The sequence below is a fragment of the Streptomyces sp. NBC_01635 genome, assembly GCF_045209715.1.
In the GTDB taxonomy this organism is placed as follows: Bacteria; Actinomycetota; Actinomycetes; order Streptomycetales; family Streptomycetaceae; genus Streptomyces; species Streptomyces hirsutus.
Genome location: NZ_CP109277.1, coordinates 172,426 through 196,968, shown reverse-complemented (window position 1 = coordinate 196,968; position 24,543 = coordinate 172,426). Strand labels below are relative to the sequence as shown.

Here is a 24,543-nt window from a genome sequence, read left to right as displayed (position 1 = left end):
TTCGGTCTCCGGTCCGCTCAGCCTCCGTGGTGTGGTCACTAGTGGCCGTAACCGTGGCCGTGGCGGTCGCCGTGCCCGTGGCGGTCGCCGTGCCCATTGCGGTCGCCGTGCCCGTGGTCGTGCCCGTGACCATGCCCCGAGAAGTCGTCGCGGCGCGACGTGTCGTTGTTGCGGTCCCGGCGATGGGCAGGAATCAGATTGCTGAAGATAGCCATTGCGTTCCTCCTGAGACTTGCTACACATGGGATACGTCTCAGGGCGGGACTTGGATGGCGTTCCGGGGCAATAAGTTGAAAATGATTACGCATCGGCCGAAACTTCGACACGGCACTTCACGTCGACTGACCAGGTGGGATGATCTTCTGATTGGTCATGCCGGGAGGGGGCGCCCGTGGGCAGCGCGCCGCCGTCGTGCCAGGGGCACCGGTACCCGGTGGAGATCATCGCGCACTGTGCGTGGCTGTACTTCCGCTTCCCGTTGTCGTCCCGCGAGGTCGAGGAGCTGATGCCCGGGCGCGGTGCGCTCGTCTCCCACGAGACCGTCCGGCGCTGACCCGCCGGATCCAGTTCCGCTCCTGCCCCTCCATCCGGGACCTGCGCCATGAACTCTTCCACGCCCTCGGCCGGCCGGGCCGACCGCCGTCGCACGCGATCGAGTGCGACCGCATGCTGCGCGGAGCGCTGGAGGAGCCGCGCGTGCTGGTGTGTGACGAGGCGCAGTGGCTGCCGAAGCTGTGCTTCGAGTGCCTGCGCCACCTCTGGGACGACACCGCATCCGACCTCACCATCGTGTTCACCGGCGGCAACGGCTGCTTCGAGATGCTGCACAGCGAGCCGATGCTCGAATCCCGGGTCTACGCCCGGCAGGAGGCCGGCCGCATGCCCTTGGACGAGGTCCTCACCGTCATTCCCGCTTTCCCTTCCGTATGGGCGGAGGGGGACCCCGATCTCATCGCGGTCTGCGACCAGGAAGCCGCGCACGGAAACTTCCGGGACTGGGCGAAGATCACCCACCACCTCACCACCGGCCTGAGGGAAACCGGCCGCAAACGGGTGGATGAGGAACTGCTGCGCTGGACCTCTACAGCAAACTGTTCACCCGGCAGCCGGTCTGACCATGCTCAGCTGCGACAACCCACCCCCAGCCACCGTAGTCCTCGACCCCGGCGACGAACTGGTCGAGGCCGCGGACGAGAAACAACTGTCGAAGACGATCGCCCGCTACGGAAGCGTCGGCCTCCTCTGCATCGACGAACTCGGCTCTATGGAACTGGACCGGCGGGGTGCTGAGCTGCTGTTCCAGGTGCTGACCGAACGGGAGGAGAAGAACAGCGACGCCATCGCCTCCAGCGAGTCCTTCAGCGGCTGGACGAAGACCTTCACCGATCCCCGGCTCTGCGCGGCCGTCGTCGACCGCCTCACCTTCAACGGCGCCATCATCCAGACCGGCACCGAGTCCTACCGACTCGCCCGCACCGAGGCGCAGGCGTAGCACGCTGCGGTCGACTGACCCCGCAGGAAACCGAACAGGGCTTTGAGACCGGCGTCATCAGGTCAGATCCGTCCCCGGGTCCATGGCCCAGTGATTGGTCCTGAAAACCCGGCCTGCGAAGGTCACGTCGACCTCTGAGAGGAACCGGAAGCCGACAGAGCGGCAGATGCCGTTCGACGCTGCGTTGTCTATTGCCGGGAAGGCATGCACGACTCCCCAGCGGTCTTGATCCCGGGCCTGCTCCAGGAGTGCGCGGACCGCACGCTTGCCCACCCCTTGCCCCTGGAATTCGGGCAGAACCATCCAGCCGATCTCGGAGACCGGTCCCTCACCGATGTCACGGAACCGGATGGTCACCGTCCCTGCCACCACGTCGGGGGCAACCGGATCGGGAACGATCACCTTGACCCACGCAAGGTCGGCTGCTGCCTGCTGGGCATCCCGACGGACCGTGTCTGCCATCCCCTCGCGCGGCAGAGGCCCGCCGAGGTCGGCCATCATGACGGGATCGCACCGCATGCGGACATAGGCATCGATATCGTCCGGCCGTACGTTGCGTAACTGCACTGGCTCCTCCTTCGAGTTCACCGAGGATGGTCCCACGGCTCGCGAAGTCGATCACCAGCGGCTTGGGCCCGGGACCAGGACACGGTGGTCCAGGACCTGTGCGCCACCGCGGCACTCACATCCCTGCGGGACGAGGAGGGCGGCTACGACGAGGTGCTCACACCACTGCTGACCGCGCACAGCCCACGCACCCGTTCGGCCGGCGTCACCGCGCTGCGGCAGGCGGGACGGCCGAAGCAGGCGGAGCCGTTCCTCGTCGACTGCTCCGCCCTGGTACGTGCCTGCGCCCGCTACGTGGTGCGGCAGCACGGAGGCGATCCGGCGCCCTGGTACCGGGAGCGGTGTGCGGCACCGGATGACCCCGGGCTGCCGCCCGGTGCGGTCATCGGGCTGGCCGAGTGCGGAAACCGCGCGGACGCCGGTCTGCTGTGGCCGCTGCTCGCACACTCGGTGGCCGGGGTGCGAGCACGGGCGGTGGCCGGGCTGCGGAAGCTGGACCTCGCGGACGCGGAACGGCTGCGGCCGCTGCTCGACGACCCAGCCCCGGCGGTCGTCCGCGAGACGACCGCCGCCCTGCTGCCGTCGGCGAAGCAACTGCCCGTCGACTGGCTGCTGGAGCGCACCGGGCCCGAGCGGCCGCGGCATGTCCGGGTCGCCGCGTTCCGGCTCCTCGACACGCACAGCGGGGTCGCGGCGCTGCGAGCGGCGGTCAGGCTGCTGGAGGACCCGGACGTGAAGCTGCGTACCTGGGCCGGGCAGTCCGTGCAGCACGGGCATCCGTCGGCGGAGGTGCGGCGCGGAGACGCGGAGGTGGGTGAGTTGCTCGACCGCAGCCGGCACCTCTTCAGCGATCACGTGCTGCGGCGGCGTAAACGGGAGGCCGGGTCGGACGGCTGAGTTCACCTGGAAATGCGCCTCGAGAACCAGCGCCGAGAGCCACCGGCACCAGCGCGCGGCTTTGCGGCCCCGGGACGACCCGGCCCGGCAGCCGTTCTTGCTGATCGGTGGACAGCAGCGGCCATTCCCGGCGTTACCGCTGGAGATGGCCTCCGGGCGAGGAAGGCGCGGCCGAGGTGCCGGCCATGCCTAGTAGGCCCGGGCACTGTCGGGCCCGGGCCCGGGTGCTGGTCTCGCCTCTGTGTCCCGTACCGCCCCCGGCCCATCGATATCGCCGCCCCCTTCGCTGAGTTGGCGCCGCTGATCGGCCGCGGCTACACCATGCAGGTCCACCTGTGCCCCGAGTCCTTCGACTACCCGCATCGGCAGGTGATGCGGTGGGCACCCCGAAGGGGCAGGACTGACGAGGCCGCCTGCTTTTGACACCACCAGAGGCAACCTGTCAGCACCGGCGGGTCGCCCTGCGATCGCCGTTATGCCCCTTCCCTGCCCAGCTCCGCGAGTGTGTCCAACTGCTCCTGGGTGAGTTTGCGGCGCCTGGCCTTGGTGTTGCTGCACCAGATGCCGAGCTTGATCTCGGTCCCGTCGGGCATGGCACGGCCTGGCCGACGTCGAACTCGCTACCGCGGAACGGGTCGACCGGTTCAACGACCAACGGCTCCACAGCGCGCCCGGCGATATCCCGCCCCACGAGTACGAGACCAACCACCACGCTCAACACCAGCCCCAACCGGCGGCTGGAGTCAACGCATAGAGCCTCCACCGATCCCGGAGCGGTTCACTCCGAGTAACACAGGAGGGGTGCAGTATCGTCCGTCCGGCCCAAGGAAATGGCAGCCGACATGCCGTCCCCCTGTCACGTGGAGTATCAGTCTCTCTATGACTAGCAGACGAAACGCTCATGCGGGCAGCGGGCGCAGGGCTCACGACAGCCGGATCCGCACCGTCCTGATGGTCCTGGCCACCGCGGCTGCCCTCGGCTCGCCCACCCAAGCCGTGGCCTCTCCGTCGATCGTCTCGGGGCCGGACTGGGACGCCATCGCCGCATGCGAATCCAGCGGCGACTGGCAGGCGAACACCGGAAACGGCCACTACGGCGGTCTGCAGTTCACGCAGTCGAGCTGGAAAGCGGCCGGCGGGCTCCAGTACGCCCCGCGCGCGGACCTGGCCACCCGCAAGGAACAGATCGCCGTGGCCAAACGCCTGGCCCGTCTCCAGGGAATGTCGGCCTGGTCCTGCGCCTGAGCATCCGACCCCTCCCGCTGGCCGAGCTGAATCTCCCCGGAGCGTGGTCGGCTGAGGGTAGGCGGACGGACCATGGTCGAGCCGGTATGGCCCGGAGAACTGCATGGGCAGCGGTCATGGCGCGAGGGCAGTTGGTCGACGACCCAGGCTGCGATGTGCCGGCTTCGTGTCAGTGCCGGTGGCCGGCAGTCTCCGTCGGCCGCTGCCGGTCATCTTCTCGCTGGTCACCGTGGAGGCACATGACGGTCCGCCGCTGACACGGGCATCGGATTTCACCGTCATGAGGCGATAGATCCCCAGGCGGTCTGCTGACATGAAGCCGAGAGATCGCACTCGGTGTCAGCTGGCCCTGTGGTTTTGGTCCGCCTGATCACGACTTCCTACCGGTCCTGGGTCCGGCGGCCTGTCGCGGAGGCGATGCCCAGCCAGGTGTGCCGGTTGCCCGCCCAGCACCAGCCCACCTTGGGGGCGTTGCGGCGCTCGCGGCCGTCCCGTCCGGTGCCGTTGCTGATCCAGATCGCCGGCGTGCGGGCGTCCAACGTGCCATGGGCTTTGCACAGCCGGGAGCCGATGGTCATGAAGCAGTGGTTGCGCTCCAGGACGGCGGGCTGCTGTAGCACCCAGTGGATGCCCTCGGTGAGCAGCAACGGGGTGCGGGCTTCTGCGGTGAGGGCGGGCAGTGCCTCGTTCGGGCTCCAGTTGGCCATCCGGTCGCCGCGGTCGAGGCCGGTGAGGAGGTAGAGCGGGGCGTCGGGCAGCGTGATCTTGTCGAGCGGAGCGAAGAGATCGATGTCGGACATGTCGGTGACGACGAAGCCCTGCTTGCCGTCGCGGCGGAGCAGCGGCGCGAGGGCGGAGGCGGGGGCCTGGTTCGGGTGAACGGCGAGCAGGGTGCCGTCGCCGCCCGCGGGGGCTTCGGTGGCACCGGCGAAGGTGCGAAGCTCGGCGGTGGACAGCCCGATGATTTCGTGCACCCCCAGTTCGATCAGTCGCTCGGCCTGCGCGCTCAGAGCCGGAAGTGCGGGGAGAACAGTGGAGGTGGCGTGCGTGGTTTCGGGCATGGTGCTCCCAGGGGTGACGACGTGGACGGGTCCAGAGGCAACGAGGCGGCCCGCCAGAATGTTCCCGCTGCTGCTGCCTTCAGCGCCGCGAGTTCGGGCACTTCTTCGAGTGGCACACGGTCGACCTATAGTTGGCCTCATGAGCCGTTGGAGAGAGTTGACCGGGGAGACGTCCGGAGAGGACTACGCTGCACGGTTCGCGGCCCTGGCCCGTAGCGGGAAGGAAGTGCACGGTGAGGCACGCTTCTGCGCAGCTCTCGTGCCTGCCGGAGCGCGAGTGCTGGACGCCGGGTGCGGTACCGGACGGGTCATGATCCGGCTTGCGGAGCTCGGGTACGACTGTGTCGGGGTGGATCTCGACGCGTCGATGCTGGCAGTGGCGCAGCAGCAGGCGCCGGAACTGCCCTGGTTCCAGGCCGATCTGGCCGGGTTCGAGCCGGACCTGCTCGGCATCGCAGCGGACTTCGATCTCGTGGTCGCTGCAGGCAACGTTTTCCCGTTGCTCGCCGCCGGCACCGAGGCCACGGTGGTCAAGCGCCTGGCCGCAGCCTTGCGTCCGGGCGGTCTGATGGTCGCCGGCTTCGGCCTGGACGAAGCCCACCTGCCCGTGCCGCCCAGCATCACGCTGTCAGCGTACGACGACTGCTGCGCCGTAGCCGGCCTCACCCTCGTCGACCGCTTCGCTACCTGGGACGCCGCCCCTTACGACGGCGGCGGCTATGCCGTCAGTGTCCACCGCCGGTGAGGATGCGGGAGTTCGGCCAGCGGCCCGCGCGCCCCGACATCGTCGCCGGTTGCGGCACCAGCGGTTCGGCGTCTTTGGCCGTGTCCCGGCGCAGCGGCACCGCCGGGACCGCGAGTACCTTCCGTGCCACTTGGTGCATCGGTGAGGCAACCGCCCGGACAGGGTTTCGGTAAGCCGTCGTGGCGTGCCGGCCCCACTTTGAGCAGCAGCGATGGGTTTCCGAACGGCACAGCTTCTCGTGTCGCCCGCCCTTCGGCCCAGTCCGTGGCGGCGGGAGCAACAGCTCCACCAGCCTCCACCGCTCATCGGTCAGGTCCGACGGATACCCCCAGTACCGGTCACGGCGGGCTCAACGACCAATTCAGCCAAAGGAGATGGCAAACCTCAAACGCGGTCGGAGGAGATCTACGAACGACGGCGCAAGGCGCATTCCTCGCGCCGCGTCCGCGTCGAGGGCCGTCAGGCGGCACGCTCTCGACCGGAAGTTCGGCGGACCGAGACCCGTCTGGACCTGACAGGCAAGTAGCGTCGCCCCAACGGCCGGGGCGACGCTGTCCCTTAAATAATTTCCAGAACGAAGTGCATGCAGATCTTCAAAAATTCGATGATCGCATCACGGAAATTAGGGAAGAAGTAGTTAACAACGGTGAGTGTTGAAAAAATGGGGCCGGTGACGCGACTGGTGGTGCGGTATGAGTTCTTCAAACTCAACCATCGACGCTTGGGCCTGTTGCAGGTTGCATCATTGGTAGAGGTGTCGTCGGGCTCGTCCGGCGCGAGCTCTTCTACATGGCAACTCTCCTCCTTCTCCCTCCCGCAAGGGTTGAGCATCTCACGGGGAACTGGGGTTCGGTCGTCTCTTTGCATGCTGGGCTCCTCTCCCGTTGCCGCCCACCCTGTTGTGGGCGGAGAGCGTGGGGTAATGCAAAGAGGAGCGCCGGGTGTTGTATGAACCCACCGTGGCACACCACGAGAACCCTCACCATCCCTCGTAAGAGTGACTGTGGGTGTCAAATCTTCCGACTGGACCGTTTTCTATGCGGTGGGACGGACGAGTCGTTTATAGCGGCAGAGGGCTGCGGTGAGGCCGAGGAAGGCCAGGTGGTTGCGAGGGTTTCCCTCGTAGCGAGGGCTGATGGGCCGGTAGCCCGATAGCCAGGACATGGTCCGTTCGATCCCCTATCTGCGGCGGCCGAGACGTTCGCGGGACTCGACTCCCTTGCGGGCGATGCGCCCACCAATGTGCTTTCCCCCGCAGTCATTTCCGTAGACGGGGCACGTCGTATTCTTTGTCCGCATGGAGCCGCTGAGGCTTGCACGCGGACGCGTCTACCCGGTGCCGGGGGCGGTGAGTTCGATGAAGGGCTGGGGTGCGGCCCTGGGGATGCCGAGTTGCTTGCGTGCCTGGTGGACGGCGGCAAGTTGGACACCTGCGGGTGATTCTGAGCCGAGGAGTTCCAGGGCTTGTTCGGGTGTGGCCAGGGCACGGGCGCTGCTGCCGGTCGGCATGGGTTCGACGCCGGTGATGGCGGCGGCGTATCGGGCGTACGCGTGCGAGGTGTAGGGGTCGTTGAGGTGGCCGTGGAGCAGCGGTTCACCGATCCGGACGGCGGTCTCTTGGCTCACTCCGTGGATCAGAGCGTTCACAGGGTTGTCTTCCCGGGACTGGACTGGGCCGGCGGGGAGGCGGGCGTTCCCGGTGTTGGGCTGGAGGAGGATGACGACGCGGCCGTCCGGCGTGAACAGCCATCCCTGCCAGCCGCGTACTGCCCGGCCCCGCGGGTTCTGGCCTGGGAGGAAGGTGCAGCGGCGCTCGGCGCGTGCGGTGCACAGGACTTGGCTGTGGTCGAGGAGGGTGGGGGCGATCGGGGCGCCGTTCTCGAGGAGTACGGCGCCGGCGGCGTTGACGCGGGCACGGAGCGCGGACAGGGCACGCCGGGCGTCGCTGGGGGACATCAGGGCAGGCAGACGGGCGGGCTCGACGAACTCGATGCCGGTGATCTCGCTGTCGGGCAGCCGCACGGACGCGATCTTTTCGTCGGTCCAGGTGCCGCCGTCGTAGACGTGGAGGATCTCGCCGGGGAACCGCATGGCGGCAGGGATGCTGACGCTGCCCGGGGATACCCAGTCGACGGCGAGGCCGCGGTCGACGCGTGCCATGACGCCGAGCTCCTCGCGCAGTTCTCGGGCGGCGGCGCGAGAGGGGGATTCGCCCTTGTCGACGGCGCCACCCGGCAGGAGGCAGGTGTCGCGGTAGTCGACATGCTGGACCAGCACCTCGCCGTGCTGGTTCGTGATCAGCACAGAGGCGCCGGTCCACAACGCGGCCGAGGCGCGCAGGGCCCCGTACTCCTCATCGGTCAACGCAGAGCCCGGAAGCTCGTCGGGGGCAGGGGCCTCGCTCGTTGTCATGTCTCTCCAAAACGGGAACGGGAGCATGGGGGCAGGGAGCACGGCGGCGTGGTCAGACGGTGAGCCGGTGCCGGTCACCCGGGACGGGGCCGGGCGTGAGGCGGGTGAAGTACTCGGTCTCGATAATCCTGCGACGCTCCTGCTCAGGGAGACGGGCGAGGAGGCCGGGCAGGGAGCGCTCACGAGCGGCTTCGCTGCGATGCGCGAGGATCGCGCACCTCGACGCCGGTCTGGGCCTGCAGTGTCTTTTGCGCGAAGGTTTCCTCCTTGGGGCGGTCGTTCATGGTCAGCACGACCACGTCCACTCGCGGCGTCACGCTGCCTCCTGGATGGGCGAAACGACGGCCAGGGGCATGGCCGTCAGGCGGCCGACCCGGCTCACCAACAGCAGGAGGGGCGGTAGGCACAGGATCGCGGTGCCGGTCCACATCGCCGTAGGGACCGAGAAGGCGCCGGCCAGGACCCCGGCGCCGGCCGAGGCGAATGGCCGGGTGCCGGAGACCAGCCAGGTCGAGGTCTGCTGAGCTCGCCCCTGCAACTTGGCCGGCGTCAGCTGTTGGCGTACCGAACGCTGCGTCGTTCCCGCACAGGTCGCGGCCGCCATCTGCACGGCGCCGGTGAGGGCGAGCACCGCCAGCCACCCGGGGCCGGGCCGGGCAAGGAGCAGGGGGACACCCAACACCGGGTAGAGCCCGAAGGCCGCCAGCATCACCGGGCCCGGCCCGAACCGCCCCGCGAGCCGCGGGGCCTTCAGCGCGCCGATGACGCCTCCGATGCCGCAGACGCCTGTGACGATGCCCAGCCCGAGCGCGCCCGCGTCCAGCACGGTGAGCAGGTAGTACGCGCGGTACACCTCGATCAGGGTTGCGCCGACGCCGGTCAGGGACAGGCTCAGCACCAGTGGGCGGACCACGGGGGTGTGCGCGACGAAGACCAGGCCCGTCCACATGGCCGAGCCCAGCCGCTCCCGCTCCTGTGCGGGACGGGCACGGTGCTCGAGGCGGATGCGTGTCGCGCACCAGGCGGAGAGGGCGTACGACAGCGCGTCCAGCCAGAACGCGTGGACCGCGCCGAGTGCCGCCACTACCCCGGCGCCGGCGTAAGCGCCCAGGGTGTCCGCGAGGCTGAACGCACTGCCGACCCGGGAGTTGGCCTCGTGGAGCAGGGGTGCGGGCACCAACTCAGGTACCACGGCGATCGCGACCGCTAAGTGGAGCACCGTCGCCGATCCCACGATCAGCGCGACGGCGTACAGCACGGGGAAGGACAGCATCCCGCCGAGCGCGGTGAGAGGGATCGCGGCGACGGCCGCCGCGGCAACCAGGTCGGAGCCGATCAGGACCGGCCGTTTCGGGTGCTGGTCGACATACGCCCCGGCCGGCAAAGCCAGCACGAACGCGGGGGCTTGGGAGAGGACCGCGAGGGTGGCGATCTGACCGGGGTTCGCGTGCAGAACGAGAACCGCGAGGGCGGGCAGCGCCACGGCGTGCGCCGACGTTCCCAGCAGACTCGCCGCCTCCCCGGTCAGGTACGCGGCGAACGAGGGGTGGGCGCGCAGCGAGAACGAGATCGGCGGCCGGCCGGTGACGGCCTCGTCAGCCTTGTCCGGCCCGGGTTTCGCGGGGATCAGCTCGTCGAAGTCAGGCACGCTGTCCGCCTGCCGCAAGCAGGTCCTGCGCACCGGCAGGGGTTCGGCCCGGCCACTGGAAGACGAGCCGGACGGACGGCTTGTCGAGCACGTCACCAGCCGGCAGCTGCTCGTCGGGAGTGCCTGCCGGGTGGACGGTCATCGGCGGGTAGCCGCTCTCGCGCACCTTCCGGTCCCAGGTGCGCACGCACTCGGCGAAGCGCTCCGCCAGCTCTTCGGCGGCTGGGCCGTAAGCGTGGATGAAGAACTCGGTGAGACGGTCGGCTGGATCCGGGGCGTCCTTGACCTTGACGTGGGTCAGGTAGGCGAGGGAGCCGTCCGCCACCATCGCGGCCGCGTCCCGCTGCGCCACGAGCGTGGACCCTTCCGGCACGGCCAGACGGCAGAACCCGTGCAGCGTGGTCGCGGCGTAGATCTGCAAAGTCTCGAAATGGAAAACGCCTTGGACGATGAGGCCGGTGGGGAGCTCGTGCCGGGGCCCCCGCAGAGCCTCTTCGAGCCCGGTGACGTCGCCGGGAGCGCCGTCTTCCCACCGCACGGTGACGGCACCGTCGGCCAGGCGGGCGGCGGGGGCGGTGCGGGCCGCGGCGCCGCGGTCCCGTACGAACCCGCAGTACGTCCAGTTCTCGGTGTGCAGCACGTCACCGTGCTGGACCAGGGTGAGGGAGCGGGTGTAGCCGCCCATCTCCAGCGGCACGACCAACCGCGCGCCCTCGGCGAGTTGTTCACGCCAGGCCGGGGCGATGTCGTACGCGTTGTGCGTGATCACCACGCCGTCGAACCCGCAGGCCGGGACGTGGTGGGGTGCGCCGAGGCCGCCGTCGCCGAGAACGGCGGTGATCCGGCCGCTGCCGGCTTCCGCGCACAGTCGCTGTGTGCGGTGCACGACATACGGGTCGACGTCCACGGTCACCACGCGGCCACGCTCCCCGAGCACGTGTGCGAGGAGCTCTGCGTTGTAGCCGCCCGATCCGACTTCCAGCACAGTCATCCCCCGCTCCAACCGGAGTTGCTCAACCATGTCGGCCTGCAGCCAGGTTGCTGAGACGGAGCTGACGGCGGTCTCGGGCGACTCCCGGACCGTTACCACGGCGAGGTCGTCGTGGTAGGCCGTCTCCAACGGGGCCTCGGGAACGAACCGGTGCCGGGGGACCTCGTGCAGCGCGGCCTGGACCCGCGCGGAGGGCGCCCATCCCTTGCCGATCACGATGTTCGCCATCCGCTCGCGCAGCCGGACCGCCTCTGCCGGCTCACCGGGCACCGGTGGGACGGCGGTGGCGCACGCGTAGGAGTGAACAAGCGGCAGCCCCGGCAGCACCCCGGGCCACACCTCGGTCAAGGCCTGCGCGCTGGGCGTGAAGATCCGCCCCAGGGTGGCTAAAGTGTTCAGGTCGTGCCACTCCCAGCGCAAGAAATGGTGCGGCTCGGGCAGACCCAGTTCACCGTCCCAGCTGGTGAGGCGAACGACAGCGGTGACACGGCGCACGTCCAGCCGGTCATCGTGCATCACGGTAACGACATGAGCATTCTCAACGCGCGCCGTCAGCCCGCTCTCCTCGGCCAACTCCCGCACGGCGGCAGCCGGCGCGGTTTCGTTTTTCTCGATCCGGCCGCCCGGCAGCTCCCACAGGCCCCGGGGCGAGCGGCCCAGCAGGACCCGCCCGAACGCGTCGGTGACCACCACTGCGGCACCGAAAACAGCCTGCGGATCGGGCCGCGGCTCCTCCTCTGCGCTGAACGACCCGCCCGGGCCGCGCAGGACCAGCACCGCCAGACCTTTCGCGTCGAACCGCTCGCACGTGCTGAACCCGTCGATGAGCGCGTCGAGTTCGTTCTCGTCCAGCGCGATGTGGCGACGCTCTTCAGGGGTGTTCTCCGCGACCGGCGTGATGACGACGAGCGTTCCGCCCTCGCGCAGCCGCGCGGACAGCCGACGCAGCACCCGGGCGCGATCACGGACGAAGGCGATGGACAGCCGAATGACGACCAGGTCGTAGCCGTCCTCAGCAAGCCCGGCCAAGTCGTCGTGCTCCACGTCCATGCACAGCCAGCGCACCCCCTCTACTTCGGCGTGCTCCGTACGGGCACGTTCCAGCGCCCCCTCGGCGAAGTCGACGCCGTCGACGGTGTACCCGAGCGAAGCGAGGTACGCGGCCGTCTCACCGGTGCCGCAGCAGGCGTCGAGCGCACGGCCGCCCTCGGGCGCCGGTGTGTGCTCAACAAGCAGGTCCCTCTCCTCGTCCCCGAGCCGCCGGAAGCCGCGCCCGTCGTTGTAGTGCTCGGACCAGTCGGTCCGGGTGTATCCCACAGATCGCTCCTTGCTTGTGAATGAAGGCGGCGTCATGGCAGTGCGAGGGGTCCGTGGAGGGCGGCCGGCCCAGGCGTCGGACAGGCGGACCAGATCCCGTACGGCGGGCCCGGGCTCGCTGCGCTCGAGGTCGATCAGCTCCAAGAAGTCGGCGGAATCTTCCACCCGCGGTCGCCGCAGACCGGACAGGCCACCGCCGCGGTCACCCCCGCGCCCGTGCCGACGCCCAGCACCCGGTGACCAGGTCGTAGATCCAGCTCCTCCAACAGCTCGGCGGTCAGGCCCATCACGGTGGACATCGACGTGATGGACGCCCCCGACCGTGATCCGCGCGCCCGGCCCAGGAGCGGTTCCCCGTCGTGCTGGACGAGCACACTGGCACCGCCGCCCAGTCCAGCAGGCCCCACCGCGGCGGCGTCTCGCCCGAGGCGCTGCGCCGTACATAAGCCTGCGGCATCAGTACCTCACGAGGCAGCACCAGCAGGGCGTCACGGACCGGGCCCGGCCCCAGAGTCCCTTCCTCCTCCACCTGAGCGACCATTACTGCCCGTGCGGCAGCCGGATCTGCGGCCGCACCCGGCGGCGCGACGTCGGCTGCCGAGTCCTGCAGCGCGAGCGGAAGCGGCTCCTCGGTTACGAGGTAGAAGGCGAAACGGAAGTCGAAGTGCCGGTGCGCGCCTTCGCCCTTGGCCGGGTTGGCGTCGATGGCGTGGACGTCGATGTCGATCGGCGCACCGAGGAACTGAGGGGGCAGGCACAGGTTCCCGGGGCGGATCCCCGGTCTCCTCACACACTTCCCGCAGGGCCGCCGCCAGGAGGGTCCGGTCGTCCTCGACGTGGCCGCCCGGCGCGAGCAGCAGTCCCGTGACCTTGTGGCCGATGTGCAGCACACGTCGATGACGGTCGATGACGGCCGCGCTACAGGTGACGTGGCCGGGCAGTGTGGCACGGCTGGACGGATTGTCGGCGTCGTCGAGGACGGACAGCAGCCCGGCCAGCACCTCCCGCTCCTCCGGACACCGGGCCAGATACCCCTCGGTGGTCGCGCGGATGTGGGAGCGGGTGGGCAGCACGTCATCACCTGGGGAGTGCGTGGGGTGGTCGAGGAAGTACGGGGCCGTGGGCGAGCCCATGCCGGCTCGGGCATCCGATGCGGCATCGGGACAGCTCATGTGCGCGTCCCGTGCTTCTCGCCGTCCGGCTCGGAGGTGACCTGGTAGGAGAGCAACTGCTGAAACAGACCAGGCTGTTGGGCGAGCTGTCGGTACGTGCCCTCCTGGACGATCCTGCCTTCGTCGAGGACGACGATCCGATCGGCCACAGCCACGTTGGTGATGCGGTGGGTCACCAGCAGCACCACCCGGTCCCGGGCCAGGCCCCGCAGCCGCTGGAAGATCCGGTACTCGGCGCGAGGATCGAGGTTCGCGGTCGGCTCGTCGAGGACCAGCAGTCCGGCCTCGCGGAAGAACGCCCTGGCGAGGGCGATGCGCTGCCACTGCCCGCCGCTCAGTTCCTCCCCGTTGAGCCACTCGCGGGCCAGCAGCGTGTCCAGGCCGGCGCCGAGCCTGTCGACGACCTCATCGGCCCCGGCGGCCGCGCACGCCTCACGCACCGCCGCGTCCCCGCGCGCCGTGGGCTGCCCCAAGGTCACGTTCTCGCGTACGGTCAGGGGCCAGTGCGCGTAGTTCTGTGGCACCAGGGCGACCTGCTGCCACAGCGTCTGCGGGTCCGCGTTGCCGGTGGGAACGCCGTCCCACAGCACCTGCCCGTCGGTGGGCAGGTACAGGCCGCTGACCAGCTTCGACAACGTCGACTTTCCCGAACCGTTGAAGCCGACCAGGGCGGTGACCTCACCGCGGCGCAAGGTGAGCGACACGTCGGACAGCGCGTCGCGGTCCTTGCCCGCGTAGCGGTGGGTGACCGACTTGATCTCGATCCTCGTCGGCGGCGCCGGCCGGCGTGGGCCCCGCCGCATACGGAACCCGCCCGCCTTGTCCAAAAAGCCGCTCCAGTCGTCCATGTACAGGCCGGTGCGTACGGCGCGCGCCCCCACGGCCACCAGCCCGCGGACCGACTGCCCGGCCGTCTGCAGAGCAAAGACCGCTGTTCCCGCGTGGCCAACACTGATACGGCCGCCTGCCAGCAGCCATACGACCGCCGCCCACACCATCGCGGACCCCAGACCGCCGCACAGCGCGCCGATCAGAGACATACGGGCGCCCTGGTCGGCCGCGGCCCGGTCCTCGCGGTTGATCCGGGCGACCGTCTGCCGGTACCGGCCGGACAGGAACGTGCCCATGGTGCCGGGACGGATCTGGTCGGCGGCGTCCTTGGTGTAGATGTGCCAGCGCAGCACCGACAACATCCGCTGGTCGCCGTTACTGCGCAGGTTCGCCAGGTAGCGCACCCGGGCGACGCTGACCTGGGCCAGGGCTTGCGGGAGGCTGGCCGCCACCAGGAGCGGGAGGAGGACCCAGTGCACGCCGGCCAGCACGACGGCACCGGCGAGGAAGCTGGCGCCCGAGGCGATCAGGTCCTGGCCCTCGTCGATCAGGTCACCGGTGACCTGGGCGCCGCGGTCGGCGGCCTCGCGGTCGCGGTTGAAGTCGGGCTCGTCGTAGGCACACAGTTCGACCTCGGCGCAGCCGGTGAGCAGCATCTGCTCGGCCTCGCGCGACATCAGCGGGCCCAGCCGGGAGGACAGCCAACTAACGGTGATCCCCAGGAGCGCGCGCACACCGGCGGCACCGGCGAGCAGGGCCACAGACGGCCACGCCTCCCAAAGCCGTTGGTAGACATCTCCGTTGCTCAGCAGGGCGGACAGGGTGCCGGCGATGGCGACCAGGCCGAGAGCCTGCATCACGCCGGCGACGGCCTGGCACAGCAGAAGGCCGACGGTCGCGCGTCGGTCGACCCGCCAGGCGAGAGCCAGGGAGCGGCGCACCAACTGCGGCAGGCGCCGTGCCATGTCGCGCATCCGGATGGAGCGGCCGGCTGCTTCACGGCTGCCGGTCAGGTCGACGTACCGCATCTGCGGCTCTGGAGCGGTCGTGTCCGAGGCGGTATCCGGCTCGGTTTCGCAGTCGTCCGGTTGGTTCTGCGGTCCGGCAGGTGGCAGGGAGGGGAGCGCTTGCGGGGTGGTGCGTGGCCCCGGGACACTCTCGGCTGGTGCATCAGTGGGCTCGCTCATGCTGCCCACCCCGTATCCGGGCGTGCTGAGCGGCGGGCGACGACGTCAACCTGCTGGGCATGGAAGGTGAGAGGGCCCGCAACGAGCCGCCGCTGTTCGAATCCAAGAGGCTGATGCGCGAGGGCGAGCGCAGGATTCATAGCGTCCTCCATCTGGGCGCGCGAGAGGTACTGATGCTCTAAGAACGCCCCCGAAAGGGGTCCGTAACGGGCTTGGCGGGGGCAGGTCGTGGACGGAAGTTCTATTGGCGGCTGGTGGCCACTCCTGCCGGTTCTGGAAGGGCGGAGGTGCACTCGAACGCGGTGTGTCACCCGTTCGTGGTCTTGTCCCCGCGGTCGCGGTCGCGGAGGCGTGGCAGCGGCGGGAGGGGCGCTGCCTGGTGGCGGTGGCTGGATCGGCCAGAGGGCTGGGCGCTCCAGGGCTTCGTTCCAGGCGCTGATTTCGGCCGGGGCGAGGAGCGGGGGACTGGGCTGTCGAGGTACTCGTGCTCGACGAAGTACAGGCCGGCGGTACCGGCGTGGCCGGGAAAGAGCTCGTTCAGGCGGCCGATGACGACTTCCGGTGCGGCGCTTTGACACCGAGGCGCCGTCGGGTGAGGATCTTGCGCTTCCACACGTCTTGGAGCGGGAGTGCACCGCCACCCGGACTTGCGGTCTCCGCATGTCCCCCTTCCTCGCACATCGCTGCCATTCACGCTCACAGCCTTGGGGTTCCTTCCCCCGGCCGGCAACAACGTTGGGCAGAGGCGATGTCAGGGTTTGCTGACCACCCAACTCCAATTGCTGACAACGCTCTTGGCTGAAAGGACATGCACCCGTCCGGGGTGTGGCGCCGCCAGAGTGCGCATGTGGCAATGCATGTGCCACAGCGCGGCAGCCGGGCGGCTCCCATACGGTCAGTCGCCTGGCGGGCCGGCCGCCTCCCTCTGTCTGGGCCCGAATGGTGATCCCACCCACCTATGTCCGAGACCAGTTCCCCCTCTCCCAGCAGTGTCCGCACCTGTCGCGCGGCCGCCGCTCTGGTCTTCACCCGGGATATCGCTGTTCCGCTCGCTCTGCTCCTCTCGCGGACCACAGTCCACGCCGCCGCCGGGTGGGGCAGGCATGCGGGGTTCACCTGCCTCAAACTGTGCCGGTTGATCACGTTCTCCGATCTGAGCGCTGGCTCATACATTGCTTTATCGGCCAGAACTGCCATAGGGGCATCCGGCCGTGAGGGATGGCGGTTCCCCGGCGCCGGCTCGGGCCGGCTGCGCACGGTGGCGGCCAGGATGCCGCGGGCCTCTTCGGTGAAGGCGCGCTGCCCCTGGCGGTAGCGGTGACGACGATGGCGGAGGCGTCGGTGACGGTACAGATGCGCATCAGCTCGCCCTCCACCACATTCGGTTCACGTCCGTATCCCTGGTAGAACTCGGTGCTGATGTTCCTCCACCGGGAACGACCCGTCGACGGGCTGGTGTTCGCCTCCGCCGCCGGCCGCGACGGGCTGTGCACGGTTCTCGGCACTCTTCAGCCCCATTGCCTCGACCCGGGCGACCCGGAACCCGACGAACACACCGCCCTGCGCTTGGTCCCGGGCACGCTGCACCAAACCAGCCCCTGTCCTCCGCACCTCACTCCGACTGGGAGAAGAGGCCGTCCACATGTGAATGACGGTCAAGGCCCCGGCCTGCAAGGTGCCGTCGCCGTACAGCCGGGCGGTGGGCCACTGTGCAAAGCTGCACTCTATGATCCTCACCATTGATGCAGGCGGGGCGGAGACGCAGCATGCCCAGCGTCCCACTTGCCCGATGTGAGGTAGGGGCCGTGGGGCAGACCTGGGGTGCGCTCGCTGTGGCCGTCGTCGGTGTCGTCGGCACCCTGGGCGCGGCCCTGCTGACACAGAGCAGAGCCGACCGACTCAAGCGCCATGAGCTGGAAGCGACCGCCCGCCAACAGTGCGAGGACCGTGCCCACGCCGAACAAGTCCGGCAGCAAGAAGCACGCATCGCGGCACGACGTGAACTGACCGATCTGCGACGGACCTGCTACATCTTGCTCAACACCACGGCACGTCAGTACCAGAGTGCGCAGATCAACCTCATGCATGCCCTGCGCGCCCGGGACGACGCAGAGACCCAGGCGTGCGCCGAACAACTCGAGGAACGGCGCCTGGTCCTTCGCGACAGCTACGCCGAAGCGCAGATGATCGTGCCCGCTGCCGTGCTGACAGATGCCCGGGCGGTGAACCATCAACTCAACAACACCTACGGCCTGATGAAGAGGATGGTGGCAGGCGGCCATCCCGACGACAGCGAACTCGATGTCCTGGAAGTCGAGACGGAGATGTCATGGGCGCTGCTGTCCGACCTGAGGGCTGCCATGCGCAACGATCTCGGTGTGGACGAGGCTTCCGAAGAGTAGAGTCCCGGCTCGCTCCAGGCACGTCCCGCCCGTCTTGGGAGGGACGCAGGGGAAGCGCGCGGAGCAGTGGATAGACGACATCACCGGGCTCGGCGACCCGAAGGTCCACTGCGTCCGGCGGTCGTACGGTCGAACCCGTCACCGAGGAGGACTTTTGATGCGCAGCGTGACCTATTCGATGAGCGTCTCACTGGACGGCTACATCGTCGGGCCGGACGGCGGCTTCGACTGGACGCCGCCCGACGAGGAGGTCTTTCGCCTCGCCACCGACGAGGTGCGCAAGGCCGGCGTCCACCTGCTGGGACGACGGCTGTACGAGACGATGCTGTACTGGGAGACCGTCGACCAGAACCCATCGCTCGACTACTCAACGCTCGAATTCGCCGCGCTCTGGAGGCAGCTCCCCAAGGTGGTGTTCTCCACCACGCTGTCCGCGGTGCGGGGAAACGCCCGCCTGGCCTCCGGCGGCCTGGCGGAGGAGATCGAGCGGTTGCGGGCCGAGCCGGGGGAGGGCGACATCGCGATCGGCGGCGCGACCCTCGCCGCCGAGGCGGCCGCGTCGGGTCTGATCGACGAGTACCGGGCCAGGGTCTACCCGGTGCTGGTCGGCGGCGGCATCCCGTTCTTTCCCCAGCGCGAGCGCCGGGTGGATCTTGAACTCGTCGAGACCCGCGCCTTCGGCTCGGGAGTCGTCTACCTCCGCCACCGCGTGGCGCGCTAGTGTCCTGCGCCGGAGATTCGTCGGCAGAAGTGGGCGCTGGACTTCTCCCGCGCCGCCATCGACGCTCCCCCTGGCTTCGCCGGGGGCACCCCCACCCACGTCCGCGCCCTGCGAGGCGGCCCAAAACCGGGCCGAGTCCGGTCGACCGCGCCCGGCCGGGCTCGAAACACCACCTGATCACCGACGCGCGCGGCACTCCGTCGGCGGTCTCGCTCACCGGCGGCAACCGCAACGACGTCACCCGGCTGATGCCGCTGTTCCGGGCGATCCCCGCGGTCCGCGGCCATCGCGGGCGCCCCCGGTTCCGGCCGCGCCGGCTGTATGCGGATCGCGGCTACGACCACGACCGCTACCGCCGCGTGGTCCGCACCCTGGGCATCACCCCGGTCATCGCCCGCCGCGGACAGGTGCACGCTCGGGCCTGGGCATTCACCGGTGGGTGGTCGAGCGTGGGCTGTCATGGCTGCACGGTTTCCGGCACCTGAGGATCCGTTGGGAGCGCCGGGACGACATTCATGACGCCTTCCTGCAGTTGGCGGTCTGCCTCATCCTGCACCGGCGCGTCCGAGCACTCTGTTAGGATCTCTAACTGCTTCTGTCCGGCCGGGCCGTCACCGACACGGTTCGGATGACCAGCGATCGGCTGCCGGCAGTGAACACCCGGGGCCCGCCCTTGTGTGTCCCGACGGCAGGGGCGAGTTCCCCGAGGTGCCGGCGTCACTGCCGCTGGGGGCGGGCGGGCACCCCTTCGGGGCAGCAGAACTGGGGCGTCCGAGGGGGTGTGCCCGGTGCTGTTCACCGACGGGCTCGTCGAGGACCGTGACCGGGACATCGGCACCGGCCTCGGCCTGCTGCGTCATAACCTGAGCGAGGTCCGCGGCGCGACCCCGGAGGAAACCTGTCGGGCTGTCTTCGACGCCATGGTCACCTCGCGGGCGCGGGACGACATCGCCCTGGTGGCGGCACGGACGAACCGCCTGGCAGGTGACCAGGCCGCCGAGTGGGATGTCCCCTTCGATCCCGCCGTCGTCTCGGTCGTCCGCGCACAGTGCGGCCGTAGGCTGCAGGACTGGGGACTGGAAGACATAGGCTTCGCCACGGAGCTGATCCTCAGCGAGCTGATCACGAACGCGATCCGCTACGGTGCCCCGCCCGTACGCGTACGGCTGGTGCACGACCGGTCCTTGATCTGCGAAGTGTTCGACGGCAGCAGCACCTCACCGCATCTGCGGCTGGAGGCGGCGACGGACCAGGGAGAACGTGGGGGCTCTTCCTGGTCGCCCAGTTCGCCGAGCGCTGGGGCACCCGCTACACCCACCGGGGCAAGGTCATCCGGGCCGAGCAGTCCCTGCAGGGCAGCCCGTCCCAGGACACCGGAGGGGACATGGAGCAGATTCTTCTGAGCCAGCGGGACGACGGACCGCAGTGACGTCTGTCCAGGGGATGCGTCCGGCGGCGGCCTGCACGCCGACGACCACAGCCGCTACTTGATCAGGGCGTTGGCTACGATGATCACCAGGCCGATCAGCATGTCGCCGGTTCCGGCCCGGAGCGAAGCCCCCCACCCGCGGCCCGCGCGTCGCGCGGTCCACGCTCCCAAACCGGCGAGGAGCAAGGTGTTGAACACCAGCGCGGTGTTCACCAACTCGGCCTCCGTCCACCAGGAGGGCACCGCGATCAGCAGCAGCACGACGGTGGGAACAGCCGCCGCGACGACGGGCCACTCGGCGAGCATGGCGCGCAGCCCCACCCCGGCACCGCTGTGGTCCGCCGACAGCCGATGCGCGAGAACGTGGGCATAGCCGTGGGCGGCCGCAGAGGCGAGGGCGGTGAGCAGGACCCACGCCGCGTCCGATCCAGGGTCGGTCTTCTCGCCGGGGGAGTCGAGGGCGGCCGCCAGCGCACTGGCCAGGACGAGCCCGTAGACGCCGCTGAGCAGTCGTGGTTCCGGCGGACGCCGACCCGCTGCCTGCGGAACAGCCGGCCGGGGGAAACGGTGGGCACGGTGGTGCATCGCTACAGCCTCCGGGAGGGTTGGAACAGGCAATACGGCACCACATCGAAAGAGCGGTGCCTGGCTGCATATGTGAGCCGTGGTTCCGGCTCAACTTCTGTGATGCCCAGAAGCAACGCCTTCCCCTGAAGCCTGCTCCATTCGCCGCGCCTGTGAGGCGGCCGGTCTCACCGAGTTGGACTGGATCGCCGCAGGACTCACCGCCCTGGCCGAGGGCCGCCCGCTGCCGCCACCCCTCGACGACTCGGCCCACACGTGGCGGGCCCTGGCATCCGACCCGTGTGTCCCCGACAGAACCGTCAGCCGGGCCGTCCCGCCCAAGCGGCCCCCTTTCAGGCGCCCGCCCGTGACGACGCGCACGCACCGATGCCCAAGCCCGCGTCGGTCCCGCGGACCGTGGGCCCCGCGGCCGCCATGGTGAAGCCGCCGAGCCTCCCGCACCGCCGGCGCCGCAGCCAGAGGAAGCGACGTCGTACACGATGGAAGCCACGCTCGGCGAGCCGGATCCGTCCCTGCGGATGTCCCAGCCCCACATGGCTCTGCCCGCGCTGCTCGGCGCCGCCGAAGCCGACCCCCTCCAAGCGGCCCTGGACGCGGTCTACGCCGCCGTGACCGCCTAGGGCGAGGACTACCGGGCGCTCCTGCAAGAAATCTGGTCCGTATGCCGAGGTCGTCAATGGACACCGACCCGCCGAGGGGAGTCCTGGCGCCGTACGTGATGACCAGGGTGCGAGACCTGGCGGGAGGGGATCGCTGCCCTGCGCCGCTCCTGGCACGACCAGCACCACCTGTAACACCCTCGGTGCAGCGGTACGGGGCACGAGGCGTAGTCCGTCACCACGCGGCGCAAGCCGCCGGTCCGGCGGACTCTCGGCCTGCTCGGCTCATGTCCGCCCGCCCCATGAGCACCGGCGGGCAGACGAGGAGTCTCACCGTCCTGGCCATCGCCTACGCCAGCTGACTCTCCTGGCCGGTCATGGCACCCCTTGGCGTGTCTCTGTCGAGGGTCCGGCGCGTTCGCGACATGGCGAAGTCATCCTGCTGTTTTTCCGTATCTTCCGCGTAAGACTTCCGCGCTGGAAGTTCCCTCTTGCTCGGCGAACCGCACGTCGAGGCCGTCGCAAGTTTTTGTCGGTCCTGCTGCCGGCCGTCCCGGAAGAGTGAGGGAGGGGTAACAAGCCCGTCCACGTCATGGGGCGTGGTACGGATGCCGGGTCCAGGCGGCGCTCTTCTCGCGGCGTAGCCTTGTCGATGCTGCCTTGCAGGACCGACACGAGACCGACGACGTTGGTGGCCGTGGGCGCCTTCTGTGCCGACTCGATCTCCTGCCTCTTGGCCTTCCACCTTCAGTGCGCAGGCAGGATCACTCCTGGCGGGAGTCGCGCCGCATCCCTCGCGAAGCGCGCAAAGCCCCGTGTCGCAAAGGTGTCCGCGCTTCGAGACCACGCCGTTCATTCGCGCCCTCGGCCGGTGTTCCCGCCGGCCGAAGCCGTACAGGTTCGCCCGCGTGGCCTGGAGCAGACCACTGAGCGGCTGTCCCAGCTGATACGCAGGCGACAGATCCTCCTGCCGGCGCACGCTCACCTGGCCGATCTCCATTCGGCTTAACGATCTCCCGGCTGGCCCAGTACCCTCTGTATCCCAGGACGGGTTGGAAGATCGGAAAGGGGACCAGGTGAGAGTGGCGCGGACGTTGGCTACGTTCGACGACGTCGATCTCGGTGACCACATCTGCTGGCACGCGGACTCAGCCGCTACCTCCCCCGCAGATGTGCTCGCCTACGTGGCTGACGGCGCTCTGTACGGCGACAAGATCGTGGTGGTCGGCTCCACCGGCGCCGCCTCCGGCCTTGCCCGTGATGATGTGCCATCGGCCTCGGTGATTCTCGACTTTCCGCGCGTTGCGGACCCCGACTCTGTCCTGGCTGCGGTGCGCCGGGAAGCGCGTACCGCAGCCAGGGAGGGCTACCGGTCGGTGCGCGTACTCACCGAGCGGGTGCCTGCGGCAGCGCTCAGCGGGACCGAGGAACTGGTGGCCCAGGAGCTGAAGCTCGATGAGTTCGCCTCGGAGAACAACGCCATCGTGGTGTGCGCTTTCAGGCCGTCGCAGTGGGATGCGCCTACGCTGGAACATGTGGCATGTGTGCACCCGCACGAGATGGGCATACGCGCTGTACATCCGGCCTTCCGGATGTACAGCACGGGTGCCGACAGCTGGAGCGTTGACGGAGTGATCGACTCGGAGTGCGCGGACGCCTTCAACACCGCGGCACGCGCAGCGATCAGGCGCTCATCCAAAGTGAAGATGCGCTTCGACGCCCTGGACATGATCGACGCCGCAGGCATGCACGCACTCGTTGACGCCGCCCGTCACCTGCCGGACCGCCGGATCGTCGTGGAAGGCGCCAACGAGACCGTACGCCTGTGCTGGGAACTCGCCGGCTACGCGACCGCCGGCGTGCCGGTGGTGATGGCCGCATGACCGCGATCTCGCCCTCGCATCCGTCCGGCCAGGCCCAACCCTCGTTCCGCCACGAGCTCTACCCCTACCGCGGGGACGCGCAATTCCTGTCCGGAACACTGGGTTACATCCATGAGGCACTGGAAGGCGACGAGGCCGTAGTCGTCGCCGTCCCCCCGGACAAGGCGTCACTCCTGCGCGGCGAACTCGCCGACGAGCCCGCCGTCACTTTCGTCGACACCACGACGCTCGGACCCAACCCCGGCCGGCTCGTCGGCGCCTGGGTGGACTGGATGAACGAGCACGGTGAGGGTGACAGGCCGGTACGCGGCATCGGAGAGACGGCCTGGCGTGAGGCCCGCAACGCCGCGCACCTCTCTGAGCTGCGCTATCACGAGTGGCTCTTGAACCGGGCCTTCGCCCGCAGCTCCGCCTGGTCGATGCTGTGCCCCTACGACGACGCCGACGAGGACCAGAGCGCCCTGCAGTCCTTGTCCCGCTGTCACCCCCTGATCCTCCAGGACGGCCACTGCGTTCGCAACGAGGGCTACCTCACCGCCGAGGAATATCCCTTCGAGGCCCTGCACCCCCCGTGCGACCCCTTCCAGGAGTTGAGCTACACACACGGTGACCTGACCGCGATCCGCTCGAAGGTCGCCCAGTGCGCATCGGACGCGGGCGTCCCGGACGATCAGCAGCGCAAGCTGGCCGTCGCCGTCACAGAGATCGCCACGAACAGCATCCGGCACGGCGGGGGCCGCGGGACCCTGCGCACCTGGGCCCAGGACGCGACGTTCCTGTGCGAGTTCCGCGACGCCGGCTACATCTCCGACGTGATGGCCGGCCGCACCCGCCCCACCACCGAGCAGATCGGCGGCCGCGGCCTCTGGCTTGCCCACCAGCTCTGCGACCTGGTCGAAATCCGCTCCACCCGAGACCAGGGCACCACCATCCGCCTCCATATCGACGTCCCGCAACAAGGTTGACGGTTGGTCCGCAGTCCCTGACTTCGGCAGCTTCTCTGCCGTGGCAGGTCGCCGGCGGAGGCGTCGTTGACGTACAGCTCGGCTGCCGTCTGCGGCAGCTTCTCCGCGAACGCGGCGGCTTCCTCGATCTTCTGGTGGAAGGGCATGACCGTACGCAGGCTGTACGCCGCAGCGTGCTCCAAAAGTGCGGTCTGCGGCAGCGCCGGGCGCCGGCCCCGCTGCGCTTCCTCGATTCCCCGAGGACGGGGGGAGGGGCCGCGGATCTCCAGCATGTCGATCTCGAAGTCGGTGCCGTGGTCTACCGTCGTCGGGCCCTTGCGCGGGGTTGAGCTCTGGCCTGGCCACTATGGCCGACCGGACGAGAGCGGACGTCCGCTTCCCCCATTGTTTCGGC

The 24,543-nt window shown here is 69.3% G+C and carries 22 protein-coding genes and 9 pseudogenes; 14 read left to right on the top strand and 17 right to left on the bottom strand.

Annotated elements, in window-relative coordinates; genetic code table 11:
- Window positions 1-38 precede the first annotated feature (38 nt).
- On the bottom strand, window positions 39-215 hold the full coding sequence (locus OHB56_RS00960) for a hypothetical protein (protein WP_326750716.1): 177 nt from the start codon (window positions 213-215) through the stop codon (window positions 39-41).
- Window positions 216-391: 176 nt separating this feature from the next.
- Here OHB56_RS00960 and OHB56_RS00955 point away from each other — a divergent pair.
- The 3 pseudogenes from OHB56_RS00955 to OHB56_RS00945 form a co-directional block, all read left to right on the top strand.
- A pseudogene (locus OHB56_RS00955) lies at window positions 392-550 on the top strand (IS6 family transposase); the annotation flags it as partial.
- Window positions 550-813 (top strand): annotated as a pseudogene (locus tag OHB56_RS00950) (ATP-binding protein); the annotation flags it as partial. The pseudogenes OHB56_RS00955 and OHB56_RS00950, both read left to right, overlap by 1 nt.
- Before the next feature lie 355 nt (window positions 814-1,168).
- Window positions 1,169-1,492 (top strand): annotated as a pseudogene (locus OHB56_RS00945) (ATP-binding protein); the annotation flags it as partial.
- A 57-nt stretch (window positions 1,493-1,549) separates the two neighbouring features.
- On the opposite strand, the gene OHB56_RS00940 reads toward OHB56_RS00945, so the two are convergent.
- On the bottom strand, window positions 1,550-2,059 hold the full coding sequence (locus OHB56_RS00940; protein WP_326750715.1) for a GNAT family N-acetyltransferase: 510 nt from the start codon (window positions 2,057-2,059) through the stop codon (window positions 1,550-1,552).
- A gap of 60 nt (window positions 2,060-2,119) precedes the next feature.
- Here OHB56_RS00940 and OHB56_RS00935 point away from each other — a divergent pair.
- Window positions 2,120-2,956, top strand: a pseudogene (locus OHB56_RS00935) (HEAT repeat domain-containing protein); the annotation flags it as partial.
- 473 nt (window positions 2,957-3,429) lie between these two features.
- Here OHB56_RS00935 and OHB56_RS00930 read toward each other — a convergent pair.
- Complete coding sequence (locus tag OHB56_RS00930) at window positions 3,430-3,549, bottom strand: helicase associated domain-containing protein (RefSeq protein ID WP_326750714.1); 120 nt, start codon at window positions 3,547-3,549, stop codon at window positions 3,430-3,432.
- Window positions 3,550-3,835: 286 nt separating this feature from the next.
- Between OHB56_RS00930 and OHB56_RS00925 the strand changes: the two genes are divergently transcribed.
- On the top strand, window positions 3,836-4,201 hold the full coding sequence (locus OHB56_RS00925) for a transglycosylase family protein (protein WP_326750713.1): 366 nt from the start codon (window positions 3,836-3,838) through the stop codon (window positions 4,199-4,201).
- A gap of 380 nt (window positions 4,202-4,581) precedes the next feature.
- On the opposite strand, the gene OHB56_RS00920 is transcribed toward OHB56_RS00925, so the two are convergent.
- The gene (locus OHB56_RS00920; RefSeq protein ID WP_326750712.1) at window positions 4,582-5,262 is read right to left on the bottom strand and encodes a DUF5701 family protein; all 681 of its coding nucleotides are present in this window, start codon (window positions 5,260-5,262) and stop codon (window positions 4,582-4,584) included.
- A 139-nt stretch (window positions 5,263-5,401) separates the two neighbouring features.
- Here OHB56_RS00920 and OHB56_RS00915 point away from each other — a divergent pair, with 139 nt between their 5' ends.
- Window positions 5,402-6,007 (top strand): class I SAM-dependent methyltransferase, encoded by a 606-nt coding sequence (locus OHB56_RS00915; protein ID WP_388222905.1) that lies wholly within the window; start codon window positions 5,402-5,404, stop codon window positions 6,005-6,007.
- On the opposite strand, the gene OHB56_RS00910 is transcribed toward OHB56_RS00915, so the two are convergent.
- From OHB56_RS00910 to OHB56_RS00860, 11 genes and pseudogenes are all read right to left on the bottom strand, one after another.
- Complete coding sequence (locus OHB56_RS00910) at window positions 5,988-6,137, bottom strand: hypothetical protein (RefSeq protein WP_406351070.1); 150 nt, start codon at window positions 6,135-6,137, stop codon at window positions 5,988-5,990. The genes OHB56_RS00915 and OHB56_RS00910 overlap by 20 nt on opposite strands.
- A gap of 428 nt (window positions 6,138-6,565) precedes the next feature.
- A complete protein-coding gene (locus OHB56_RS00905) occupies window positions 6,566-6,874 on the bottom strand; it encodes a hypothetical protein (RefSeq protein WP_326750710.1) in 309 nt (102 codons plus the stop codon).
- A gap of 168 nt (window positions 6,875-7,042) precedes the next feature.
- Window positions 7,043-7,400, bottom strand: a pseudogene (locus tag OHB56_RS00900) (transposase); the annotation flags it as partial.
- Window positions 7,337-8,419 carry an NUDIX hydrolase gene (locus tag OHB56_RS00895; protein ID WP_326750709.1) on the bottom strand — a complete coding sequence of 361 codons (1,083 nt, stop codon included), beginning with the start codon at window positions 8,417-8,419 and terminating at the stop codon, window positions 7,337-7,339. The pseudogene OHB56_RS00900 and the gene OHB56_RS00895, both read right to left, overlap by 64 nt.
- Window positions 8,420-8,598: 179 nt before the next feature.
- Window positions 8,599-8,736 (bottom strand): hypothetical protein, encoded by a 138-nt coding sequence (locus OHB56_RS00890; protein WP_326750708.1) that lies wholly within the window; start codon window positions 8,734-8,736, stop codon window positions 8,599-8,601.
- Complete coding sequence (locus OHB56_RS00885) at window positions 8,733-10,067, bottom strand: MFS transporter (RefSeq protein WP_406351067.1); 1,335 nt, start codon at window positions 10,065-10,067, stop codon at window positions 8,733-8,735. The genes OHB56_RS00890 and OHB56_RS00885 overlap by 4 nt, the downstream gene beginning before the upstream one ends.
- Window positions 10,060-12,375 (bottom strand): methyltransferase, FxLD system, encoded by a 2,316-nt coding sequence (fxlM, locus tag OHB56_RS00880; RefSeq protein WP_406351065.1) that lies wholly within the window; start codon window positions 12,373-12,375, stop codon window positions 10,060-10,062. The genes OHB56_RS00885 and fxlM overlap by 8 nt, the downstream gene beginning before the upstream one ends.
- A 134-nt stretch (window positions 12,376-12,509) precedes the next feature.
- The gene (locus OHB56_RS00875) at window positions 12,510-12,662 is read right to left on the bottom strand and encodes a hypothetical protein (RefSeq protein WP_406358870.1); all 153 of its coding nucleotides are present in this window, start codon (window positions 12,660-12,662) and stop codon (window positions 12,510-12,512) included.
- Complete coding sequence (locus OHB56_RS00870; protein ID WP_406359318.1) at window positions 12,662-13,165, bottom strand: hypothetical protein; 504 nt, start codon at window positions 13,163-13,165, stop codon at window positions 12,662-12,664. Before OHB56_RS00870 ends, OHB56_RS00875 begins: the two co-directional genes overlap by 1 nt.
- Before the next feature lie 31 nt (window positions 13,166-13,196).
- Window positions 13,197-13,508 (bottom strand): annotated as a pseudogene (locus tag OHB56_RS00865) (NUDIX hydrolase); the annotation flags it as partial.
- 35 nt (window positions 13,509-13,543) lie between these two features.
- Window positions 13,544-15,406 (bottom strand): ABC transporter ATP-binding protein, encoded by a 1,863-nt coding sequence (locus OHB56_RS00860; protein ID WP_406351063.1) that lies wholly within the window; start codon window positions 15,404-15,406, stop codon window positions 13,544-13,546.
- Window positions 15,407-15,624: 218 nt separating this feature from the next.
- Between OHB56_RS00860 and OHB56_RS00855 the strand changes: the two genes are divergently transcribed.
- From OHB56_RS00855 to OHB56_RS00835, 5 genes and pseudogenes are all read left to right on the top strand, one after another.
- Window positions 15,625-15,747 (top strand): hypothetical protein, encoded by a 123-nt coding sequence (locus OHB56_RS00855; RefSeq protein ID WP_326750703.1) that lies wholly within the window; start codon window positions 15,625-15,627, stop codon window positions 15,745-15,747.
- A 1,623-nt stretch (window positions 15,748-17,370) separates the two neighbouring features.
- A complete protein-coding gene (locus OHB56_RS00850; protein ID WP_326750702.1) occupies window positions 17,371-17,967 on the top strand; it encodes a hypothetical protein in 597 nt (198 codons plus the stop codon).
- A 157-nt stretch (window positions 17,968-18,124) separates the two neighbouring features.
- The gene (locus tag OHB56_RS00845; RefSeq protein ID WP_326750701.1) at window positions 18,125-18,688 is read left to right on the top strand and encodes a dihydrofolate reductase family protein; all 564 of its coding nucleotides are present in this window, start codon (window positions 18,125-18,127) and stop codon (window positions 18,686-18,688) included.
- A 36-nt stretch (window positions 18,689-18,724) separates the two neighbouring features.
- A pseudogene (locus OHB56_RS00840) lies at window positions 18,725-19,268 on the top strand (IS5 family transposase); the annotation flags it as partial.
- 59 nt (window positions 19,269-19,327) lie between these two features.
- A pseudogene (locus tag OHB56_RS00835) lies at window positions 19,328-20,117 on the top strand (SpoIIE family protein phosphatase); the annotation flags it as partial.
- 54 nt (window positions 20,118-20,171) lie between these two features.
- On the opposite strand, the gene OHB56_RS00830 reads toward OHB56_RS00835, so the two are convergent.
- Complete coding sequence (locus OHB56_RS00830) at window positions 20,172-20,702, bottom strand: hypothetical protein (protein WP_326750700.1); 531 nt, start codon at window positions 20,700-20,702, stop codon at window positions 20,172-20,174.
- 479 nt (window positions 20,703-21,181) lie between these two features.
- Between OHB56_RS00830 and OHB56_RS00825 the strand changes: the two genes are divergently transcribed.
- From OHB56_RS00825 to OHB56_RS00815, 3 genes are all read left to right on the top strand, one after another.
- Window positions 21,182-21,322 (top strand): hypothetical protein, encoded by a 141-nt coding sequence (locus OHB56_RS00825; protein WP_406351061.1) that lies wholly within the window; start codon window positions 21,182-21,184, stop codon window positions 21,320-21,322.
- A gap of 1,073 nt (window positions 21,323-22,395) precedes the next feature.
- The gene (locus OHB56_RS00820; protein WP_326750698.1) at window positions 22,396-23,184 is read left to right on the top strand and encodes an MEDS domain-containing protein; all 789 of its coding nucleotides are present in this window, start codon (window positions 22,396-22,398) and stop codon (window positions 23,182-23,184) included.
- Window positions 23,181-24,149, top strand: coding sequence for a sensor histidine kinase (locus tag OHB56_RS00815; protein ID WP_326750697.1), 969 nt, complete (start codon window positions 23,181-23,183; stop codon window positions 24,147-24,149). The genes OHB56_RS00820 and OHB56_RS00815 overlap by 4 nt, the downstream gene beginning before the upstream one ends.
- An 18-nt stretch (window positions 24,150-24,167) precedes the next feature.
- Here the strand turns inward: OHB56_RS00815 and OHB56_RS00810 are convergent.
- A pseudogene (locus tag OHB56_RS00810) lies at window positions 24,168-24,433 on the bottom strand (helicase); the annotation flags it as partial.
- Window positions 24,434-24,543: the final 110 nt, after the last annotated feature.

Excerpts from the sequence above, each read along its gene's own strand:
- OHB56_RS00960 (WP_326750716.1), bottom strand. The coding sequence starts at position 215 with ATGGCTATCTTCAGCAATCTGATTCCTGCCCATCGCCGGGACCGCAAC.
- OHB56_RS00930 (WP_326750714.1), bottom strand. The coding sequence starts at position 3,549 with ATGCCCGACGGGACCGAGATCAAGCTCGGCATCTGGTGCAGCAACACC.
- OHB56_RS00925 (WP_326750713.1), top strand. The coding sequence starts at position 3,836 with ATGACTAGCAGACGAAACGCTCATGCGGGCAGCGGGCGCAGGGCTCAC.
- OHB56_RS00920 (WP_326750712.1), bottom strand. The coding sequence starts at position 5,262 with ATGCCCGAAACCACGCACGCCACCTCCACTGTTCTCCCCGCACTTCCG.
- OHB56_RS00915 (WP_388222905.1), top strand. The coding sequence starts at position 5,402 with ATGAGCCGTTGGAGAGAGTTGACCGGGGAGACGTCCGGAGAGGACTAC.
- OHB56_RS00905 (WP_326750710.1), bottom strand. The coding sequence starts at position 6,874 with ATGCAAAGAGACGACCGAACCCCAGTTCCCCGTGAGATGCTCAACCCT.
- OHB56_RS00895 (WP_326750709.1), bottom strand. The coding sequence starts at position 8,419 with ATGACAACGAGCGAGGCCCCTGCCCCCGACGAGCTTCCGGGCTCTGCG.
- OHB56_RS00875 (WP_406358870.1), bottom strand. The coding sequence starts at position 12,662 with ATGGGCCTGACCGCCGAGCTGTTGGAGGAGCTGGATCTACGACCTGGT.
- OHB56_RS00860 (WP_406351063.1), bottom strand. The coding sequence starts at position 15,406 with ATGCGGTACGTCGACCTGACCGGCAGCCGTGAAGCAGCCGGCCGCTCC.
- OHB56_RS00855 (WP_326750703.1), top strand. The coding sequence starts at position 15,625 with ATGGAAGGTGAGAGGGCCCGCAACGAGCCGCCGCTGTTCGAATCCAAG.
- OHB56_RS00845 (WP_326750701.1), top strand. The coding sequence starts at position 18,125 with ATGCGCAGCGTGACCTATTCGATGAGCGTCTCACTGGACGGCTACATC.
- OHB56_RS00830 (WP_326750700.1), bottom strand. The coding sequence starts at position 20,702 with ATGCACCACCGTGCCCACCGTTTCCCCCGGCCGGCTGTTCCGCAGGCA.
- OHB56_RS00825 (WP_406351061.1), top strand. The coding sequence starts at position 21,182 with ATGGAAGCCACGCTCGGCGAGCCGGATCCGTCCCTGCGGATGTCCCAG.
- OHB56_RS00815 (WP_326750697.1), top strand. The coding sequence starts at position 23,181 with ATGACCGCGATCTCGCCCTCGCATCCGTCCGGCCAGGCCCAACCCTCG.